This window comes from Mesorhizobium sp. M0571 (assembly GCF_040320985.1).
Lineage (GTDB): Bacteria > Pseudomonadota > Alphaproteobacteria > Rhizobiales > Rhizobiaceae > Mesorhizobium.
On sequence record NZ_JAMYQT010000016.1, the window covers coordinates 83,899 to 102,043 of the forward strand.

Annotated in this window: 20 protein-coding genes; 12 read left to right on the top strand and 8 right to left on the bottom strand. The window is 63.1% G+C overall.

What is annotated here, in order from left to right:
* Positions 1-97 precede the first annotated feature (97 nt).
* The gene (locus tag NKI85_RS19955; RefSeq protein WP_352777563.1) at positions 98-910 is read left to right on the top strand and encodes a VOC family protein; all 813 of its coding nucleotides are present in this window, start codon (positions 98-100) and stop codon (positions 908-910) included.
* A 7-nt stretch (positions 911-917) separates the two neighbouring features.
* Here NKI85_RS19955 and NKI85_RS19960 read toward each other — a convergent pair whose 3' ends face one another.
* Genes NKI85_RS19960 through NKI85_RS19975 form a run of 4 tightly spaced genes read right to left on the bottom strand, consistent with a single transcriptional unit; the run spans position 918 to position 4,094 of the window.
* Positions 918-1,490: an RBBP9/YdeN family alpha/beta hydrolase gene (locus NKI85_RS19960; RefSeq protein ID WP_352526624.1), complete on the bottom strand. Its 573-nt coding sequence runs from the start codon at positions 1,488-1,490 to the stop codon at positions 918-920.
* Entirely contained in the window at positions 1,490-2,797 is a 1,308-nt protein-coding gene (gene purB / locus NKI85_RS19965) for an adenylosuccinate lyase (protein ID WP_352526622.1), read from the bottom strand. Before purB ends, NKI85_RS19960 begins: the two co-directional genes overlap by 1 nt.
* Before the next feature lie 59 nt (positions 2,798-2,856).
* Entirely contained in the window at positions 2,857-3,357 is a 501-nt protein-coding gene (locus tag NKI85_RS19970; protein WP_352526621.1) for a hypothetical protein, read from the bottom strand.
* Positions 3,358-3,368: 11 nt separating this feature from the next.
* Complete coding sequence (locus NKI85_RS19975; protein WP_352526619.1) at positions 3,369-4,094, bottom strand: DUF2259 domain-containing protein; 726 nt, start codon at positions 4,092-4,094, stop codon at positions 3,369-3,371.
* Between the two features lie 262 nt (positions 4,095-4,356).
* On the opposite strand from NKI85_RS19975, the gene NKI85_RS19980 reads away from it, so the two are divergent.
* Positions 4,357-4,611: a DUF2171 domain-containing protein gene (locus NKI85_RS19980; RefSeq protein ID WP_352526617.1), complete on the top strand. Its 255-nt coding sequence runs from the start codon at positions 4,357-4,359 to the stop codon at positions 4,609-4,611.
* Positions 4,612-4,642: 31 nt separating this feature from the next.
* On the opposite strand, the gene NKI85_RS19985 is transcribed toward NKI85_RS19980, so the two are convergent.
* Both NKI85_RS19985 and NKI85_RS19990 read right to left on the bottom strand, forming a co-directional pair.
* Positions 4,643-5,662 carry a P1 family peptidase gene (locus tag NKI85_RS19985; RefSeq protein WP_352777649.1) on the bottom strand — a complete coding sequence of 340 codons (1,020 nt, stop codon included), beginning with the start codon at positions 5,660-5,662 and terminating at the stop codon, positions 4,643-4,645.
* Positions 5,662-6,735: a branched-chain amino acid ABC transporter substrate-binding protein gene (locus NKI85_RS19990; protein ID WP_352777567.1), complete on the bottom strand. Its 1,074-nt coding sequence runs from the start codon at positions 6,733-6,735 to the stop codon at positions 5,662-5,664. The genes NKI85_RS19985 and NKI85_RS19990 overlap by 1 nt, the downstream gene beginning before the upstream one ends.
* A 179-nt stretch (positions 6,736-6,914) precedes the next feature.
* Between NKI85_RS19990 and NKI85_RS19995 the strand changes: the two genes are divergently transcribed.
* The 7 genes from NKI85_RS19995 to NKI85_RS20025 all read left to right on the top strand — a co-directional run bounded on the left by NKI85_RS19995 (position 6,915) and on the right by NKI85_RS20025 (position 13,415).
* Positions 6,915-7,409, top strand: a complete 495-nt coding sequence (locus tag NKI85_RS19995) for a flavin reductase (RefSeq protein WP_352526614.1) — start codon at positions 6,915-6,917, stop codon at positions 7,407-7,409.
* Positions 7,410-7,440: 31 nt separating this feature from the next.
* Positions 7,441-8,370 carry an AAA family ATPase gene (locus NKI85_RS20000; protein WP_352526612.1) on the top strand — a complete coding sequence of 310 codons (930 nt, stop codon included), beginning with the start codon at positions 7,441-7,443 and terminating at the stop codon, positions 8,368-8,370.
* 4 nt (positions 8,371-8,374) lie between these two features.
* Complete coding sequence (locus NKI85_RS20005) at positions 8,375-9,619, top strand: vWA domain-containing protein (protein ID WP_352526610.1); 1,245 nt, start codon at positions 8,375-8,377, stop codon at positions 9,617-9,619.
* Between the two features lie 26 nt (positions 9,620-9,645).
* The gene (locus NKI85_RS20010; RefSeq protein WP_352526608.1) at positions 9,646-9,984 is read left to right on the top strand and encodes an XdhC family protein; all 339 of its coding nucleotides are present in this window, start codon (positions 9,646-9,648) and stop codon (positions 9,982-9,984) included.
* Between the two features lie 65 nt (positions 9,985-10,049).
* Entirely contained in the window at positions 10,050-10,787 is a 738-nt protein-coding gene (locus tag NKI85_RS20015) for an XdhC family protein (RefSeq protein WP_352526607.1), read from the top strand.
* 66 nt (positions 10,788-10,853) lie between these two features.
* On the top strand, positions 10,854-12,464 hold the full coding sequence (locus NKI85_RS20020) for an NTP transferase domain-containing protein (RefSeq protein WP_352526605.1): 1,611 nt from the start codon (positions 10,854-10,856) through the stop codon (positions 12,462-12,464).
* 33 nt (positions 12,465-12,497) lie between these two features.
* The gene (locus NKI85_RS20025) at positions 12,498-13,415 is read left to right on the top strand and encodes an alpha/beta hydrolase family protein (RefSeq protein ID WP_352526604.1); all 918 of its coding nucleotides are present in this window, start codon (positions 12,498-12,500) and stop codon (positions 13,413-13,415) included.
* On the opposite strand, the gene NKI85_RS20030 is transcribed toward NKI85_RS20025, so the two are convergent.
* The gene (locus NKI85_RS20030) at positions 13,412-14,461 is read right to left on the bottom strand and encodes a DUF1176 domain-containing protein (protein ID WP_352526603.1); all 1,050 of its coding nucleotides are present in this window, start codon (positions 14,459-14,461) and stop codon (positions 13,412-13,414) included. The two genes, NKI85_RS20025 and NKI85_RS20030, sit on opposite strands and share 4 nt — an antisense overlap.
* A 122-nt stretch (positions 14,462-14,583) precedes the next feature.
* Here NKI85_RS20030 and NKI85_RS20035 point away from each other — a divergent pair, with 122 nt between their 5' ends.
* Positions 14,584-15,090, top strand: a complete 507-nt coding sequence (locus tag NKI85_RS20035) for a DUF1993 domain-containing protein (RefSeq protein WP_352526602.1) — start codon at positions 14,584-14,586, stop codon at positions 15,088-15,090.
* Positions 15,091-15,219: 129 nt separating this feature from the next.
* Here the strand turns inward: NKI85_RS20035 and NKI85_RS20040 are convergent, their stop codons facing one another.
* The gene (locus tag NKI85_RS20040; protein WP_352526601.1) at positions 15,220-15,384 is read right to left on the bottom strand and encodes a hypothetical protein; all 165 of its coding nucleotides are present in this window, start codon (positions 15,382-15,384) and stop codon (positions 15,220-15,222) included.
* Between the two features lie 383 nt (positions 15,385-15,767).
* On the opposite strand from NKI85_RS20040, the gene NKI85_RS20045 reads away from it, so the two are divergent.
* Positions 15,768-16,835 carry an aldo/keto reductase gene (locus tag NKI85_RS20045; RefSeq protein WP_352526600.1) on the top strand — a complete coding sequence of 356 codons (1,068 nt, stop codon included), beginning with the start codon at positions 15,768-15,770 and terminating at the stop codon, positions 16,833-16,835.
* A 42-nt stretch (positions 16,836-16,877) separates the two neighbouring features.
* The gene (locus NKI85_RS20050) at positions 16,878-18,143 is read left to right on the top strand and encodes a cysteine desulfurase-like protein (protein WP_352777572.1); all 1,266 of its coding nucleotides are present in this window, start codon (positions 16,878-16,880) and stop codon (positions 18,141-18,143) included.
* Positions 18,144-18,145 lie beyond the last annotated feature (2 nt).

Below are 18,145 nucleotides of genomic sequence, written 5' to 3' on the forward strand. Positions count from 1 at the left end.
TGACCGGGATTTTGGCACGGACACGGCGTAGAATGATTGGTGGCGCCGGATTCCTCTGTTGGAAGCTTGTCGAACGCCGCCTGAACGGAGCACTTTGATGAGCGAACTGCCTTTTGCCGCGACGACTCCGGTCAGCGTTGCCCGCGTCGGCTTGCGGGCGCGCGATGCAGAAAATCTCGCTGCTTACTATCGCAAAGTCGTCGGTTTGCAGGAACTGAGCCGCGCCGGCGGCACGATCACGCTCGGCGCAGCCAGCCGCCCTTTGCTCGACATCGAATCGGATCCCGCGGCCAAACCCGATGACCCGCGCAGCGCCGGTCTTTTCCACACTGCCTTCCTGCTGCCCAGCCGGGCCGATCTCGGCCGCTGGATCAATCACGCCATCGCCAGCAAGATCGGCATCGAGGGCGCTTCCGATCATCTTGTCAGCGAGGCGCTGTATCTGACCGACCCGGAAGGCAACGGCATCGAGATCTATGCCGACCGCCGTCCTCAAGACTGGAAATGGAACGGCGACAAGATCGCGATGGCGACGGAGCGGCTGAATATCCCGTCAGTCGTTGCCGACCTGCCGGCGGGCGATGCCGGCTGGCAGGGCGCGCCGGAAAACAGCATCATCGGCCACGTCCATTTGCGGGTCGGAAGGCCGGAAGAAGCCGAGGCCTGGTGGCACCAGGAGTTTGGTTTCGACACGGTGGCAAAATACGGTGGCGCAGCGGTATTCCTGTCGTCCGGCGGCTATCATCATCATATCGGCGCCAACGCCTGGCAGAGCCCGGGCGCCGGCCGCCGCGATCCTGCCCGCTCCGGCCTGGCCTGGGTCGAGATGCGTTCGGACAATGTAACTGATGCGACGACCCGCGAGGATCCGTGGGGCACGGTGATCAGGACGGTTCCCGGCAAGGCGTAACCTCTGGCTAGAGGTTCGCGTTCTCGAGCAAGCGTCCGAGCATGAGCAGGCCCGCCGGCCACACGCCGAGGCGGGTCTCGTTTCCCATATGGCCGAGATCGCCGGCATCGGCGAGTTCCGCGCCCCAGGCTGCGGCGAAGGCGGTCGCCTTGTCGAAAGTGACGCGTGGGTCGCTGCGGCTCGCCACCACCAAAGTCGGGAAGGGCAGGCGCTTCAGCGGCATCGGCGCGAACGGGCGCACCAGGTCGAATGACGGATCGCTATCCTCGACATTGGTCGCGGCAACCAGGAATGCCGCCGCAACCTTATTGAGTTGGCTTTGGCTGGCGTCGGCAGCCCACTTCACTGCCGTCGCCACGGCCAGCGAGTGCGCAAGCAGCACGACGCGGCGTGGTGCTGCAGCCACCGCGGCATCCACCTGGCCGATCCAGTCTTCAGGCTTCGGCCGGTCCCACTCGGCCTGCAGCACGCGGCTTGAATTGGGGAACACCCGGCACCAATGCGACATCCAGTGATCCGGCCCGGAATTGCCGCGCCCGGGCAGGGCAAGGAAATCGAAATCTCCGGCCGCCGAAATCATCAGGCTTCTCCGAACACTCGGCTGAAGATCGTGTCGACATGCTTGGTATGATAGCCGAGGTCGAATTTCTCGCGGATCTCGGCCTCGGGCAGGGCTGCGGCAACGTCCTTGTCGGCCAGCAGTTCCTCAAGGAAATCAGCGCCTTGCTCCCACACCTTCATGGCGTTTCGCTGTACCAGCCGGTAGGCGTCCTCGCGTGAAACACCGGCTTGCGTTAGCGCCAGCAGCACGCGTTGCGAATGCACCAGGCCGCGGAACTTGTTCATGTTCTTCAGCATGTTGTCGGGGTAGACCAGCAATTTGTCGACGACGCTGGTCAGTCGCGACAGCGCGAAATCGAGCGTCACCGTCGCGTCTGGCCCGATCATGCGCTCGACCGACGAATGTGAGATGTCGCGCTCGTGCCACAGCGCCACATTCTCCATTGCCGGCAATGCGAAGGAGCGCACCATGCGGGCGAGGCCGGTGAGGTTCTCGGTCAGCACCGGGTTGCGCTTGTGCGGCATCGCCGACGAGCCCTTCTGGCCGGGCGAAAAATACTCTTCCGCCTCCAGCACCTCGGTGCGCTGCAGATGGCGCACCTCGATCGCCAGCCGCTCGATCGACGAAGCGATGACGCCGAGCGTGGCGAAGAACATCGCATGGCGGTCGCGCGGGATCACCTGCGTCGACACCGGCTCCGGCCTCAGCGCGAGTTTCCTGGCCACGTATTCTTCGACATAGGGATCGATATTGGCGAAGGTGCCGACCGCACCCGAGATGGCGCAAGTCGCTATATCCTCACGCGCGTGCACCAGCCGCTCGCGGCAGCGCGAGAATTCGGCATAGGCCTGCGCCAGCTTGACCCCGAAGGTGGTCGGCTCGGCATGAATACCGTGGCTGCGGCCGATGGTGATAGTATCCTTGTGCTCGAAGGCGCGGCGCTTGAGCGCCGCAAGCAGCCCGTCAATGTCGGCCAGGAGGATGTCGCTGGCCCGGGTGAGCTGCACGGCAAAGCAGGTGTCGAGAACGTCGGAGGATGTCATGCCCTGATGGATGAAACGGGCATCCGGTCCGACGAATTCGGCAAGATGGGTGAGGAAGGCGATGACGTCGTGCTTGGTGACGCGCTCGATCTCGTCGATCGCTTCGACGTCGAACTTCGCCGCCCCGCCTTTTTCCCAGATGGTCTTGGCGGCCTCCTTCGGAATGACGCCGAGTTCGGCCAGTGCGTCGCAAGCATAGGCCTCGATTTCGAACCAGATGCGGAACCGGGTTTCGGGCGACCAGATGGCCACCATTTCCGGCCGGGAGTAGCGAGGGATCATCAGTCGGTCCTGACTTGCGAGAGCGTTTGCCCGCGTCCTAACAGAGGCAGGCAAAATGCTCAACGCTGCTGCCGCGCAAACCAGACGCTGGCGACTGCGAGCGCAATGAAACCGAGCGGAAAATACAACCGGATGCCGAGGACGACGAACTGGTAGAGCGCCGTCAACATCGTGAACACGAACTGCAAAGCCCAGGTGATGGTGAGCGCGGGCGCATGCCATTGGACATAGTAGGAGCGGTATTGCAGCCCAAAAAGGCCGCCGGTGAAGGCGCTAGTCGCGGCGAGAAGGCAGACGAAGGCGGCGGCGAGGGCGATCTCCCAGTGGCGTCCGAGCGAGACCAGCCGCGCCAGGAAAAGCCCAACCGGGAAGGCCAGCGCACCGCCGGCAGCATAAATCAATGAGACGTAGCGGATCTTTACCGGGGTCTCCCAATCGTACTGCATTAGATTGAGCAGTGCGCTGACGCCCATCGCCATGGCCCACAGCAAGGCACCGACAAATGCGGTGCACAGCGGCGGCAGAGCGCGGCGGAGACGATGCAGGGCGCGGTAGCGCATGGCGGGAGGCGTCACAGGCGGCCGGTCACAGCGATCCAGCGATAGTCCGGCCCTTCGAAGTCGTATTGGCGCACCGCGATCAGCACGGCATAGGTGCTGAGGCTATCCAGCGAAAATGTCTGAACCGCGCCGATCCGGTAGCCATTCGGACAACCGCGGCTTTGCGGTACGGATTTGTCCTCGTGGATAATCTTTGTCTGGCCGCCGTCCTTTGCCTCGATGCGCAGCAGGCGAAAGCCGTTGATCTCGCCCTGGCTCTGGCAACGTTCGGTGTCGTTCATGCCGATCTGGTCGAGCCGGAACTCGAGCGGATCGTCGACGGGCGAAAAGATCGGGCGCGGGTTGACTACCATGCGGAAGGGATCGGCAGAAAGCTCGGTCACCGGGTTGAAGCCGGCGGTGATGCCGCGATTTGCCGTGAGTTCCGCCTGGCTGACGATCGCTTCGCCCCTTTGCCGGGCCTGCAGCCGCGCTGCCTCCGGCGTGGCATTCTCGTCTTCGTGCCGAATCCGGATCGGCGAGCCCTTCAGAAAACTGTCGTCGGCGGTGTCGATGTAGTAGCGGTTGGCATACGGGAATCCCGATCCGTCCTGGACGCCATATTCTTCGAAGGCGAAGACCCCGCCGTCACGGCTGAAGCCGAGGATCTCAAGCTCGGCGACATCGCCTGCGTGGGCGGCGACCAAAGTTGCAAGCTGGGCAAGCAGGCAGACGGCAAACAGGGCAAGATTTCGCATGGGGCTTTCCGTTCAGGCAGTCGACGTCGTTAAATTCCCTATCACGATGCCGTCAAAAGATCGTGCTGCCTGAAACACAAAGTCGATGCATCCAATCCGGCCGCCGTTTGTTATTGTCGGCAGCTTCACCGCATCGGCCCGAAAATCGGAATCGATTTTCCGAAAGTACGATGCGCTGATTTAAAGTGTTTAGAGCGTCCTTTGCGCGTCCAAAGGGACGCGCGGCGCTCTAATGGAGACCCCCATGACAATGGAGACCCCCATGACCGATGCAGCCAAGATTCGCGAACATATGGAAGTGATCGGCGCCGACGGCGTCCATGTCGGCACCGTCGACAAGGTGGATGGACAAAGAATCAAGCTGACCAAGCGCGACAGCGGCGAGGGCGTTCACAAAGGCCATCACCACTTCATTCCTCTCAGCCTCGTTGCCGAGGTCGAGGGTCAGAAGGTGCGGCTGTCGGCAAACTCGGATGTTGCGGTCACGTTCGAGGAAGAAAAATCCGACCTCACCTGATCGCGGTCGCCCGACCATAGCGTCGGCGCGTTCAGCGCGACGACCAGACCGGGAACAGATCGCCCTCGGCAGGCGTCGCGGCAAAGACGCCGCGGCTGATGGCGCGCGCCATGGTGGCGCCGGCCGCGGCGTAGAGATCGATGGCATCGTTGGGCGCGAGCTCAATGCCGCTCTTGCCCGTTGCCAGCGCGAAGACCAGATCGCCGTCGGCGGGCGTGTGCGTCGGCCAAATGGCGCGCACGAAGCCGTCATGCGCTGATATCGCCAGGCGTTTGGCGGCGGCCTTGGTAAGGACGGCATCGGTGGCGATCACGGCGATAGTGGTGTTGCCGCCGACTTCCGTCCGCTCTCCGATATGTTTGTCGCGGAATTTCAGCAGGATATTTCTGGCATCGTCAGGCATCGGGTGGGGATAGCCTAACCCGCCGAACTCGTCGCCGATCTCGAACAGTGCCGCCCAGAAATGGCGGGTCCGGGCGACCGTCACCGAGCCGGTCGGGTTGACCGCGGCAAGCGCGCCGATGGTGACGCCGCTGTCCAGTACCGTCGATGCCGAGCCGAGCCCGCCCTTCAGGCCGGAGCTCAACGCGCCGGTACCCGCGCCGGCGCTGCCGAGCGCAAAGTCGATCGCGGCGGCTTGGGCGGCTTGGTAGCCGAGGTCACGGTAGGGTGGATACCGGCCCCAATCCTTATCGCCGCCATTGCGCAGGTCGAACAGGATTGCCGCCGGCACGATCGGCACGCGAAAGCCGCCCACCTCCACGCCAATGCCTCTTTCGCGCAATGCCGCCTGCACGCCAGAGGCGGCGTCGAGGCCAAAGGCCGAACCGCCCGAAAGCACCACGGCATGGATGGCCTGGATCGAATTGTGCGGCTCGAGCAGGTCGGTTTCGCGGGTGCCTGGCGCACCGCCCAGGATCTGCACGCCGGCCACGGTCGGCTCATCGCAGATGACGGTAGTCACACCGGATTTCAGCTTGGCATTGGCGGCATTGCCGACCAGCAGGCCGGCGACGTCGGTGATGAGATTGCGCGGACCGGTACGGAACATCATTGGCTCTCCGCCGGCACGAAACGGGCGCCATCGAAGCGGAAGGCGCGATAAGGATTTTGCGTCAGGTCGCCTTTTTCGTCAAAACGGATCGGTCCGATCGCGGTGGTGAAATCATGCCCGGTGAGCGCGTTGGTGAGCTTCTCGCCGGAGCTTTGCGCCAGTGCCGAAGCCGCCTTGGCGATCTCGACCGCGGCATAGGCGGGCAGCGTGTAGCCTTCCGGCACGATGTTTTGTGCCGCAAAGCTTTGCAGCACCTTGGGGTCGGCGACGTCGGCCCATTCGGGCGGCGCGATCATCAGCGTGCCAACAGCATAGGGCACGTCGCCGAGCGGCGCGCGCAACGCTTCGCCGCCGGCAAACACCATGCCGGCGTCGAGCTGGCCGGCGTCCCGGCCCATGATCGCGACGTCGTCGCCGTCGCCGCCGGCAAAGACGCGCGTCGCGCCGGCTTTCTTCAGCCGGCCGATCAGACCGATCTGGTTGTCGAGCTGCGGCCGGAAGGTGTCGACGAACACCGGTTTCAGCGCCGCCTGCTCGGCCGCTGCCCGAAACGTCTCGGCCATTTCGCGGCCATAGATCGTGCCATCGTCGACGATGGCGAACAGCTCGTTCTGCCATAGGCGGGTGAGGATGGCGGCGACGGCATTGCGCTCGTCGTCGCCGCGCAGCCCGAGACGATAGATCGGCCATCCCGTCTTGGCGCGCCGGTCGGTCAGGCTTTCCGTGCGCACGCCGACGGTGATCACCGGGATGTCGGCATCCTTGAGGATCGGCAGTGCAGCCTCGATTGCGTCCGTGCATAGAAAACCGACGACGACATTGACCTTGGCCGCGGCGAATTCCCTCGCGGCGGCAGCGCCGCCGGCGGCGGTGCAGGCGTCATCGATCGTCCTGATCTCGGTACCGCGGACTTCAGCCGCCATTCTCGCGCCTGCTTCGATCTGTTTGCCGAGGATCGCCGACGGCCCCGACAAAGGTCCCGCGACGCCGACCCGCAGCGTCCCAGCACTCGCATTGCCGGCGAGGAGGAACCAGGCCAGCACCACTATTGTCGTTGTCCAAGGTCGCATGCGAGCGAAGAATTCCTCCGCGCCGGTCGCGTGTTTGCCGGCGCCAATGCCGTCAAGACCTAAAGGCTGGCCAGCTTCGGCGCAACACGCGAATTCGGGATATAGGTCAAGCACTTCGCTTGTGGCATGCAATATGCCGTCATATATAACGGCTGGTTCTGGCTTATGGAAAATCATCGGTGCTGAAGAAGAACGACATAGGGCCGCAGGCCTATCGCGATGCGATGGCCCATTTTGCCGGCCACGTGCATGTGGTCACCACCGATGGCCCCGCCGGCAGGCGCGGTGCGACCGTGATTGCGGCCTGCTCTGTGTCGGACGCGCCGCCGACCATCCTGGTCTGCCTCAATCGAGAAAATCCCAAGAACGAGCCGTTTGTGAAGAACGGCAAATTTGCCCTCAACACGCTGGCTTCGGATCAGGAGCCGCTGTCGATTGGCTTTTCCGGCATTACCGGCCTGCCAGTCAAGGAGCGTTTCGCGTTGGCCGAATGGGACGTCATCTCGACCGGCGCGCCGACGCTGAAGGGCGCGCTGGCGGTCTTCGACTGCGAACTGATCGACACCAAGGATCTGGCCACCCACCGTGTGCTTTTTGGCAAGGTGACAGGCCTGCGCATCGGCGATAATTTGCGGCCGTTGATCTATCACGACCGCAGCTACCACGCTCTGTAGAGGCTTTGATGGCCGCGCCCACGGAGATCGAATGACCGAGCTGAAACCGCGCCCCGCGCCGCGGACCATCGACGAGACGCTCGAGCTCCTGACCGGCGCGGATTATGTGGCGGACCGGTCACTGGCGACCGTACTTTTTCTATCGCTGCGCATGAGGCGGCCGCTTTTCCTCGAGGGCGAGGCCGGCGTCGGCAAGACCGAGATCGCCAAGGTGCTGGCCAAGGCGCTCGGCCGTCGGCTGATCCGCCTGCAATGCTATGAAGGCCTCGATGTCTCGTCTGCCGTCTACGAGTGGAACTACGCCGCGCAGATGATCGAGATCCGCATGGAGGAGGCGGCCGGCAAGGTCGACCGCTCCGACATGGAGCGCAACGTCTTTTCCGAAAAGTACCTGATCCGCCGCCCGGTGCTCGACGCGCTGACCGGCAAGGCGGGTGCCGCCCCGGTGTTCCTGATCGACGAACTCGACCGCACCGACGAGGCCTTCGAGGCGTTCCTGCTCGAAATCCTCTCCGACTTCCAGGTGACGGTGCCGGAGCTCGGCACGATCAAGGCGGAGGAGCCGCCGATCGTCATCATCACCACCAACCGCACGCGCGAGATACACGACGCGCTGAAGCGGCGCTGCCTTTATCACTGGGTCGATTATCCCAATGCCGAGCGCGAGCTTGAGATCGTGCGCCGAAAGGTGCCGCAGGCCAACAGCCGGCTTTCGGCCGAGATCGTTTCATTCATCCAGAAGCTGCGCCAGATCGAGCTGTTCAAGGTACCAGGTGTCGCCGAGACCATCGATTGGGCCGGCGCGCTGACCGAACTCGACAAGGTGGCGTTGGACCCTGAGACGGTTTCCGACACGATTGGCGTGCTGCTGAAATACCAGGACGATATTGCCCGCATCGGTGAGGGCGAAGGCCGGCGCATCCTCAACGAGGTCAAGGCCGAGCTATCGGCGGCGGAGTAGGGCGATGCCGCGTGCGGAACCCAAAGAGGCAACGGCGGACGGGCGCATCGCCGACAACATCGTCTATTTCTCCCGCACCTTGCGCAAGGCCGGGATGCGGGTCGGACCGGCCTCGGTCAAGGATGCCATCGAGGCGGTGCTCGCTGCCGGGATCGGCTCGCGCGACGATTTCTACTGGACGCTGCACGCCGTGCTGGTCTCGAGGCACGAAGATCACGCCACCTTCGACGAGACCTTCCGGCTGTTCTGGAAGTCGCACGAGTTAATCGAAAAGATGCTGGCGATGTTTTCGCCGATCGCTCCCGACAAGCGTGAGAAACAGAAGCCGCGCGCCGCCGAGAACCGCGTCAGCCAGGCGATGTTCGAGGGCCACCAGAAGAACCAGCCGGTGCAGGAAGTCCCCGAGATCGAGATCGACGCGCGCTTCACCTTCTCCGGCAACGAGGTGCTGAGAGGCAAGGATTTTGCCCAGATGAACGCCGCCGAAATGGCCGACGCCAAGAAAGCGATCGCCCAGTTGCGGCTTCCCTTCGACATGGTTCGGACGCGGCGTTTCAAAGCCGATGCGCATGGCCGCCGTATCGATCCGCGCGCCATGATGCGCTCGGCCGCGCGCACCGGCGGCGAGCTGATCCTGCCGAAATTCCGCTCGCCCCGCGAAGTCCATCCGCCGCTGGTGGTGCTTGCCGACATTTCCGGTTCGATGAGCCAGTATACGCGCATCTTCCTGCATTTCCTGCATGCGCTGACGGAAAAGCGCCGGCGCGTGCACGCCTTCGTCTTCGGCACCAGACTCACCAATCTGACGCGGCAGATGCGCCATCGCGATCCCGATGCCGCACTCGCCGACTGTTCTGCCGCGGTGAGGGACTGGTCGGGCGGCACGCGCATCGGCGACGCGCTGGCCGAATTCAACCGGCTGTGGTCGCGCCGCGTGCTGGGGCAGGGCGCGGTGGTGCTGTTGATCACCGATGGGCTGGAGCGCGACGATGTCGCCGGCCTGTCGGAAGAGATGGAGCGGCTGCATAAATCCTGCCGGCGGCTGATCTGGCTTAACCCGCTGCTGCGCTTCGACGGCTTCGAGGCCCGCGCCCGCGGCGTCAAGGCGATGCTGCCGCATGTCGACGAGTTCCGCTCGGTGCACAATCTAGATGCGCTCGCCGATCTCTGTGCGTCGCTGGATAAGAATTCGGTGCGTTCGGTCGACCCGCGCAGGTGGATCGAGGCTGGTGCGAAGCGCGTCGCATAACCACATGTCTCCCACGGAGAAAAATCATGGAACACAGTATCTATCTCGATGAGGCCCGCGACCCGCTGATCATCGCGGAGGGCTGGATGAAGGACGGCAAGGATGTCGCCATCGCTACGGTCGTCGAAACCTGGGGTTCTGCGCCACGGCCGGTCGGCAGCCATCTGGTCATCGACGCCGAAGGCAGTTTCCACGGCTCTGTCTCTGGCGGCTGCGTCGAAGGCGCGGTCGTCACCGAAGCGATCGATGTCATCGACAAGGGCAAGGCGAAAATGCTGGAATTCGGTGTCGCCGACGAGACCGCCTGGCAGGTCGGCTTGTCATGCGGTGGCCGCATCAAGGTCTATGTCGAGCGGCTGGGTTAGAGCATGATCCCGAAAAGTGGCGGCCGGTTTTGGGACAAGATCATGCTCAAAAAAGAGATATCTTGATGGATCCGTACACCTTAAAAACACTGAACGCCGAACGCCGCGCCCGCCGCGCGGCAATCCTGGTTACCGATCTCGGCGACGGCCGCGACCGTGTCGTGCGCGAGGGCGACCAGGTCGCCGGCGAACTCGGGGCAGCCATCGCCAAGACATTCCGCGCCGGCAATTCCGGTACGGTCGAAGCTGAGGGACGGACCTTCTTCCTCAACGCACATCTACCGCAGCCTCGCCTGGTGGTGATCGGCGCCGTCCATATCAGCCAGGCGCTGGCGCCGATGGCCAGGATCGCCGGTTATCCCGTAGAGATCATCGACCCGCGCACGGCGTTTGCCACGTCCGACCGCTTTCCCGACATCGCGCTGCATGCCGAATGGCCGGAGGATGTCCTGAAGCGCCAGCCGCTCGATAGCTATACTGCGCTGGCTGCTCTCACCCACGATCCGAAGATCGACGATTTTGCGCTGAAGGCGGCGCTCGACGCCGGCTGCTTCTACGTCGGCGCGCTCGGCAGCCGCAAGACCCATGCGAAACGCGTCGAACGCCTGCTGGCCTTGGGCGCCACAGCCGACCAGATCGCCCGCATCCACGCCCCGATCGGCCTCGACATTGGGGCTGCCAGCCCCGCCGAGATCGCCGTCGCGGTGCTGGCGCAAGCAATTCACGCTTTTCGCTCTCGCGGCCTGGAAGCCTCCGCATCGGCCCAAAGATCGGAACCGATTTTGGAAAAGCACGATGCGTAGATTCAAAAGAGCAGAGCGTCCTTTGCGCGTCCAAAGGGACGCGCGGCGCTCTGCGGGCGCGGTCGCGTGAAATTTGGCCCCATTCCGATCGATGCGGCCGAAGGGGCAGTGCTGGCGCACGCGACTGCGGCCGGAGATCGCCGCTTCCGCAAGGCGCACAGGCTTAGCGCCGACGACGTGTCGTCGTTGAAGGCGGTCGGTGTTTCGGAAGTCGTCGCGGCCGTGTTGGCGCCCGATGATCTCAGCGAGGACTCCGCCGCCGAAGAAATCGCAAAAAGCATGATCCATCGCAACGTGGAGGCGAAGCCCGCCGCGACCGGGCGAGTCAACCTCCACGCCAAGGCGTCCGGCATATTCACCGTCGACGCGGCGATGATCGACGCCATCAATGCCGTCGATCCGACCATTACCATCGCCACGCTGGCGCAGCATGCGCCGGTCGAAAAAGGTCAGATGGTTGCGACGGTGAAGATCATTCCGTTTGCGGTCGCCTCGGCTTTGGTCGAAGCCGTGGCAAGGATCTGCGCCGGCGGCGAGATCTTTGCCGTCAACGCCTATCAGCCGGTGCGGGTCGGCGTCATCCAGACGGTGCTGCCCGGTATCAAGCCGAGCGTGCTCGACAAGACGCTGCGCGTCACCGAAGCGCGCCTGGCGCGTTCGGGCGGCAGGCTGACGACCGAGCGCCGCACGCCGCATGAAGTCGCACCCGTGGCAGAAGCTGCCGCCTCGCTGATCCGCGATACCGACATGGTGGTGATCTTCGGCGCCTCGGCGATGGCCGATTTCGGCGACGTCGTGCCCGCCGCCATCGAAAGGGCAGGCGGCACCGTCATCCGCGCCGGCATGCCGGTCGATCCCGGCAATCTGCTGGTGCTCGGCACGCTAGACGGCAAGCGCATCATCGGTGCACCGGGCTGCGCCCGCAGCCCCAAGGAGAACGGCTTCGACTGGGTGCTCGACCGGCTGATCGCAGGCCTCGACGTGACCGCGAGAGATATTGCCGGCATGGGCGTCGGCGGGCTGCTGATGGAAATACCGACGCGGCCGCAGCCGCGCGAGCCGCTGCCGGCCAAAGCCGAACCCAAGGTCGAGATCGTGCTTTTGGCCGCCGGCCGCTCCAGCCGAATGGGCGGGCCGAACAAGCTCTTGGCCCTATTCGACGGCAAGCCCTTGGTCCGCCGCACCGCCGAACGCGCGGTCGGTTCGAAAGCAGCGGGCACCATAGTCGTCACCGGCCACCAGCGCGAGCGCGTGCGCAGTGCATTGGCGGGCCTCGATGTGACCTTCTCCGACAATCCGGATTTCGCCGAGGGGCTGTCTTCGTCGCTGAAGGCAGGCATTGCCAAGGTTGCCGGCGACGCCGCTGGCGTCATGATCGTCCTCGGCGACATGCCCGGCGTCGCCTCGGCCGACCTCGACAGGCTGATCGAGGCGTTCCGCAAATCCGAAGGGCGATCGGTGGTGCGCGCCTCCCATGATGGACGGCGCGGCAACCCGGTGCTGCTGCCGCGCTCGCTGTTCGCCGCGATCGCTCACCTCGAAGGCGATACCGGTGCCCGCCATCTGGTCGAGGCCGAAGGGCTCGACGTCATCGATGTCGAGATCGGCGAAGGGGCAGCCGTCGATGTCGACACGCGCGAGGCGCTGGAAAGTGCTGGCGGCGTGCTGCAGGATTGACAAACCGAAGCCGAAAAACGCATGCCTTTGGGCATGGCTTTTCGTTTCCGCTTCGCTGTCCGGTTACCCTCCTCTGGCCTGCCAGCCCTTCTGATCTCGATATTCTTCTCGTTCTCCTTTGCCGCTTACGCCAGCGCTCTCGAACTCAAACCTTTCAAGGACGATCTGTTCGCCTATCCGGCCACACTTTCGTCCGAGAGCAACGGCGCCTATACGGTCATCGATTATCGTGAGCTGCGCGATATCAACGCCCGCGACGAAGTGCCTGAGCGCCGGGTGCATGCGCAATACACCGATACCGGTGTGCGCAAGGTGCAGCAGGATTTGTTGCTGAAGACCGATGCCGGTGACGTCCGCCACATCGCCGTCGGCAAGGCCGAGGGCGCCAGCATCATCGTGCTCTATCTGCACGGGCAGGGCGGTAGCCGTAAGCAGGGTGCTGACGATTTCACTTTCGGCGGCAATTTCAACCGCATCAAGAACCTGATGGCCGGTAATGGCGGCCTCTATCTGTCGCCGGACTTTTCCGATTTCGGCGACACCGGTGCCGCCCAGATCGCCGCATTGATCGGCCACTATGCCGAACAGTCGCCGCGCGCAAAAATCTTCGTCACCTGCGGCTCTATGGGCGGCGCGTTGTGCTGGAAGCTGGCCGCCCGCGAGGACACCGGCGTGCGCATCGACGGTCTGCTGCTGCTCGGCTCATTATGGGACGAGAGTTTCTTCGCAAGCTCCGCATTCAAGCGCCGTGTGCCGGTCTTCTTCGGCCAGGGCAGCAAGGATCCGGTGTTTCCAATCGAGAAACAGGAAGCCTTCTTCCGATCGATTCTGGCCAAATCGAAAACCTACCCGACCCGCTTCGTCCGCTTCGAGACTGGTACGCATGGCACGCCGATCCGAATGACCGACTGGCGCGGCACGCTCAATTGGATGCTGTCGAAGACTCCCTAAGGTGCGGTATTGTAGTCGAGCACGGTCTGCGGGTTGATCTCGCCGTCATAAGACGCGTCGACCTCGTACTGCACCAGCGAGAAATTGCCGTGGCGAAACAGGTAGGTGCCGGCCGACGAGGCGTCGCCAACGCCGCGCCATTTGTTCGAAGATGAAATCGTTTTGGTGGCCTCGTCATATTCGGAGTTGACCAACTGATCGTCGGTCTGGAAGCCGATGATGTTGATGCCCTCGACCTTGCCTTCGCTGTTGTTGTTCTCATAACGAATATCGAGTTCCGGTGACGCGAATTGAAGTTGCCGGACGCCCGATACGTCGTCGTAAATGTAGTAGACGGCGCTCTCATTGTACGCAGCCATCGAACAGAAAAAGCGGAACAGCCGCGTCTCGCGTTCGGGCTCGTCATCGGCGGCACCCGCATCCTTGTAGCGGAGCGAGTAGGCGTCCGGCTCTCCAGGCGGATCGCCGCCGGGCATGTCTTTGTCGCATTGCTCGCCATAGGTCGCTGCGAAGGCCTTCTTGGCCTGCTCAAGGGCTGCGTCCTTCTTCGGCGGCGGCGGTCCGTCGCCACAGCTTGCCGGCACGGCCTCGTCGAAATCGGCCTTTGACGGTTTCAGTGCACCCTTGTCGATGAAGATCGGGCGAAATGGCGGTTCCTGGATCGAGGCGTTGATCTGGCGCAGCGTATAGCAGCCGGCAAAGACATTTTCGCTGCCGTCCTTGGCCGTCGCCCGGATGGCGACGGGAACGCTGTAGTAAATGCTGCCGGCGGCACCGTCTTCAGACACACCACCGGTTTTGACTTCGACCGTGTCGGTGCCGTCATAGCCTTTGACGAAGCTATTGAAATCCTTAGCCGGCTTGGTGTCGCCGAAATAGTCCCAGGCGCGCGCGAATTCGTGCCGGCTGATGGCGCTGTAGAGCGAGCGGATGACTGCTTCGGCATCCGACCTGTCGTCGATATAGGGCGCCTCGGCGGCGAGCACCGATTGGCAGGTAACGGCAATGGAAAGAAAAGCGGTCGCTGCGAAACGGGCGCGTCTCATCGGGAACCTCCACTCGATGAAAAATCCTACCATATCGATTGCGGCGACGTGGTGACGCTTGAACAATCGCCTGCGAAAGCGCTACCTCTCGCCGTCGGCAGTCGGGCCGCGTGGAGGACCCAGTGAGCATATCAATGTATGAGGTTTCTGTGCCGGTGTTTTCGGCCAGGCTGAAGGCGCTGTCCAACGTGCTGGACATTGCCGAGCAGAATGCGGTTGAGCGCAAGATCGACCCGCAGGTGTTTTTGACGTCGAGGCTGGCGCCCGACATGTTCGCGCTGACCAGGCAGGTGCAGATCGCCACCGATCACGCCAAGGGGGCACCGTCGCGGCTTGCCGGGCGCGAGGTGCCCAAATATGAGGACAATGAGGGAAGCTTCGCCGATCTGCAGGCGCGCATCGCCAAGACGATGGCTCATCTCGCGACATTTTCGGCGGCCGAGTTCGACGGCTCGGATGACAGGATGGTCGAACTAAGGCTTGCGGGACGCGAGGTTTCGATGCCGGGGATGCAATATCTGTTGCACGCTGCCATGCCCAATTTCTATTTCCACCTGACCACTGCCTACGACATCCTGCGCCACAACGGCGTGCCGCTGGGCAAGTCGATTTTCCTCGGATTGCGTTGAGATTCGCTCAGGAGATATCCCGGCCGCACCGGGACCATGATCCCGAAAAGTGGAAACCGGTTTTCGGAAAAGATCATGGTCAAACAGGAAGATAGAGCCCATCCCGACTCTAACGGGATGGAACAGCCTCTAGCGCAGGGACATTTCCCGGGCGATGCGCGGGAAATCGGCCGGCTTGACGCCGATATTGGCGCGATCGGCATTGCTCATCGAATGGAGCAGTGCCAGCGCCGCGCGATAGCGCAACTGTTCCCGAGGACGCGGACGGGCGAACATTTCAGTGAAGAACCCCATGATTCAAGCCCTTATTGAACCTCCACGACGTCCAATATAGGCAGATCACGACAATTTGTGCAGTGCAGCATATGCATGGCAGCCATGCTGCCCCAATCTTTTTGACATAAATCGGCTGTTCCGGCGAAACTTCTGCGGCGCTTCGACCGTATGCGTCAGTGCCGGCACTTGGCCGGTTTTTCCTCGCCATTCCTGGCGAAATTCCGGACTGCATGAAAATGCAGTCCGGCTTTTTTGTTAGCCGTAGGGATAAACCCCGTTCGCCGGCGTCCCGGAAACTCGCCTGGCCTGCCGCCGGCGGGCTTGGAAGCGGCCGACGCTTTCCTGTATGCTATTGCTTCCTCCTCGCGCAGCCGCGCAAAAATTCCCGCCGGAGAAACTTCATGCACAAACGCCGTCTCGGCCAGACCGGTCTTTTCGTGTCGCAGATCTGCCTCGGCTCGATGACCTGGGGCCAGCAGAACACCGAGGCGGACGGTCATGCCCAGATGGACCTGGCGTTTGCGCGCGGTGTCAATTTCATCGACACCGCCGAGCTCTATCCGATCCCACCCAAGGCGGAGACCCAAGGCCGCACCGAGACAATCATCGGCAGCTGGATGAAGGCGAATCGCAACCGCGGTCAGGTGATCCTCGCGTCGAAAGTGGTCGGCCGCACCGCCAATACGTGGTTTCGCGGCGACCGCCCCTCGAAGCTGGTGCGCGCCGACATCTTCGACGCAGTCGAAAAGTCGCTGGCCAGGCTCAACACCGATTACATCGATCTCTATCAGATCCATTGGCCGGAACGCGACGTGCCATGGGGTGCCAATCCAAATCGTATCGGCGCCGTGCCGCGACGCGCCGATGCCGCCGGCGCGCCGGCCGGCGAGACGCCAATCGCCGAGACGCTTCGCGTGTTCGACGAGTTGGTGAAGGCCGGCAAGATCCGCCACTTCGGCCTGTCGAATGAGAATTCCTGGGGCGTCATGCGTTTCATCGCCGAAACCGACAAGGGCGTCGGCCCGCGCGTCGCCTCGCTGCAGAACGCCTATAATTTCGTCAACCGCACCTTCGAGGTGAACCTCGCTGAAGTCTGCGAGCGCGAGCAGGTGTCGCTGCTTGCCTATTCGCCGCTGGCGCAAGGCTACCTGACCGGCAAATATGACCATAGCGCGCGGCCGCAGGGCTCGCGCTCGCAGCTCTTCAACCGCGGTCAGCGTTATGAAACGCCCAACGCCGCGGAAGTGCAGCTCGAATACAACCGGCTGGCGCGCGCTTTCGGCATGGAGCCGGCGCTGTTTGCCAACGCCTATGTCTCGAGCCGGCCCTTCGTCACCTCGAACATCATCGGAGCAACTACCATTCCGCAACTCGAAATGGCGCTCTCTTCCGCCGCCGTGGTCTGGACCGAGGACATGCAGAAGGCGGTCGATGCCATCCACCAGCGCGTCGGCAATCCGTGTCCTTGAGGGGCGTGGTTGTCCGATCATTATAAGGGGAGGGGAACGGCCATGGATTTTTGGATCGACGCGGTGCGCGAAAAGTTTCCGGCATTGTCGCTGACCGACAAGGGCCGCCGGCGCATCTATCTCGACAATCCTGCCGGCACGCAGGTGCCGCAGGCGGTGACGGACGCGGTGTCGGGTTGTTTGCTGGCCACCAATGCCAATCTCGGCGGCTTCTTCGAGACCACCGTTGCGGCACAAGAAATCGTCGACGAGGCTCATCTGGCGATGGCCGATTTCCTGGGTGCTGCAAGTCCGCAGGAAATCGTCATCGGTGCCAACATGACGACGCTGACCTACCACATGTCGCGAACGCTCGGCCGCACGATGAAGCCCGGCGACGAGATCGTCCTCACCCGCATGGATCATGAGGGCAACGTCTCGCCCTGGCTGCAACTGGCAGAAGACCTTGGCCTCGTCGTGCGCTGGCTGCCCTTCGGCCAGCAGAGCTGGCAGGTCGAGGAGGCAGCGCTTGCTGCGCTGCTTTCCGAGAGGACGAGGCTCGTCGCGCTCAACTATGCCAGCAATCTCACCGGCTCGATCAACCGGGTTAAGTCGTTGACCCGCATCGCCAGACAGGCCGGTGCGCTGGTCTATGTCGATGCCGTGCAGTTTGCCCCGCATGGGCTGATCGACGTCCAAAGCCTCGGCTGCGATTTCCTGATCTGCTCGGCGTATAAATTCTTCGGCCCGCACATGGGGATATTATGGGGCAGGCTGGACGTCATCGATGCACTGAAGCCGTACAAATGCCGCTGCTCGTCCAGTGCCCTGCCGGAGCGCTTGGAGCTCGGCACGCCGCAGATCGAACTGATGGCCGGCCTGTCGGCCGCGGTCGATTATTTTGCCGAGCTGGGCGCGGCAGCCGGCGCGCAAGCGTCGCGCCGCCAGAAAATCACCAAGGCATTCGAAGTGTCGATTGCTTACGAAAACCCGCTGGCGCTACAGCTGATCGATGGCTTGTCGGATATTGCGGGCCTGACCATCCACGGCATCATCGATCCGAAGCGGATCAATGAGCGCGTGCCGACGGTGTCGTTCACTGTCGAGGGCATCGTGCCTGAGACGATCGTGCGGCAGATGAATGCCGAAAACATCTTCCTCTGGTCCGGCCACAACTACGCCTGGGAGATCGTGCGCCAGCTCGGCATTCCGGCCGAGCAGGGTGTGGTGCGCATCGGCATCGCTCATTACAACACTTCAGCCGAGATCGACGAGACGCTGGCGAGCGTGCATCGCGTCATCGCCATGCTGAGGCAGGAACGATCCTGACG

Excerpts from the sequence above, each read along its gene's own strand:
- NKI85_RS19955 (WP_352777563.1), top strand. The coding sequence starts at position 98 with ATGAGCGAACTGCCTTTTGCCGCGACGACTCCGGTCAGCGTTGCCCGC.
- NKI85_RS19960 (WP_352526624.1), bottom strand. The coding sequence starts at position 1,490 with ATGATTTCGGCGGCCGGAGATTTCGATTTCCTTGCCCTGCCCGGGCGC.
- purB (WP_352526622.1), bottom strand. The coding sequence starts at position 2,797 with ATGATCCCTCGCTACTCCCGGCCGGAAATGGTGGCCATCTGGTCGCCC.
- NKI85_RS19970 (WP_352526621.1), bottom strand. The coding sequence starts at position 3,357 with ATGCGCTACCGCGCCCTGCATCGTCTCCGCCGCGCTCTGCCGCCGCTG.
- NKI85_RS19975 (WP_352526619.1), bottom strand. The coding sequence starts at position 4,094 with ATGCGAAATCTTGCCCTGTTTGCCGTCTGCCTGCTTGCCCAGCTTGCA.
- NKI85_RS19980 (WP_352526617.1), top strand. The coding sequence starts at position 4,357 with ATGACCGATGCAGCCAAGATTCGCGAACATATGGAAGTGATCGGCGCC.
- NKI85_RS19985 (WP_352777649.1), bottom strand. The coding sequence starts at position 5,662 with ATGTTCCGTACCGGTCCGCGCAATCTCATCACCGACGTCGCCGGCCTG.
- NKI85_RS19990 (WP_352777567.1), bottom strand. The coding sequence starts at position 6,735 with ATGCGACCTTGGACAACGACAATAGTGGTGCTGGCCTGGTTCCTCCTC.
- NKI85_RS20000 (WP_352526612.1), top strand. The coding sequence starts at position 7,441 with ATGACCGAGCTGAAACCGCGCCCCGCGCCGCGGACCATCGACGAGACG.
- NKI85_RS20005 (WP_352526610.1), top strand. The coding sequence starts at position 8,375 with ATGCCGCGTGCGGAACCCAAAGAGGCAACGGCGGACGGGCGCATCGCC.
- NKI85_RS20010 (WP_352526608.1), top strand. The coding sequence starts at position 9,646 with ATGGAACACAGTATCTATCTCGATGAGGCCCGCGACCCGCTGATCATC.
- NKI85_RS20015 (WP_352526607.1), top strand. The coding sequence starts at position 10,050 with ATGGATCCGTACACCTTAAAAACACTGAACGCCGAACGCCGCGCCCGC.
- NKI85_RS20025 (WP_352526604.1), top strand. The coding sequence starts at position 12,498 with ATGGCTTTTCGTTTCCGCTTCGCTGTCCGGTTACCCTCCTCTGGCCTG.
- NKI85_RS20030 (WP_352526603.1), bottom strand. The coding sequence starts at position 14,461 with ATGAGACGCGCCCGTTTCGCAGCGACCGCTTTTCTTTCCATTGCCGTT.
- NKI85_RS20040 (WP_352526601.1), bottom strand. The coding sequence starts at position 15,384 with ATGGGGTTCTTCACTGAAATGTTCGCCCGTCCGCGTCCTCGGGAACAG.
- NKI85_RS20045 (WP_352526600.1), top strand. The coding sequence starts at position 15,768 with ATGCACAAACGCCGTCTCGGCCAGACCGGTCTTTTCGTGTCGCAGATC.
- NKI85_RS20050 (WP_352777572.1), top strand. The coding sequence starts at position 16,878 with ATGGATTTTTGGATCGACGCGGTGCGCGAAAAGTTTCCGGCATTGTCG.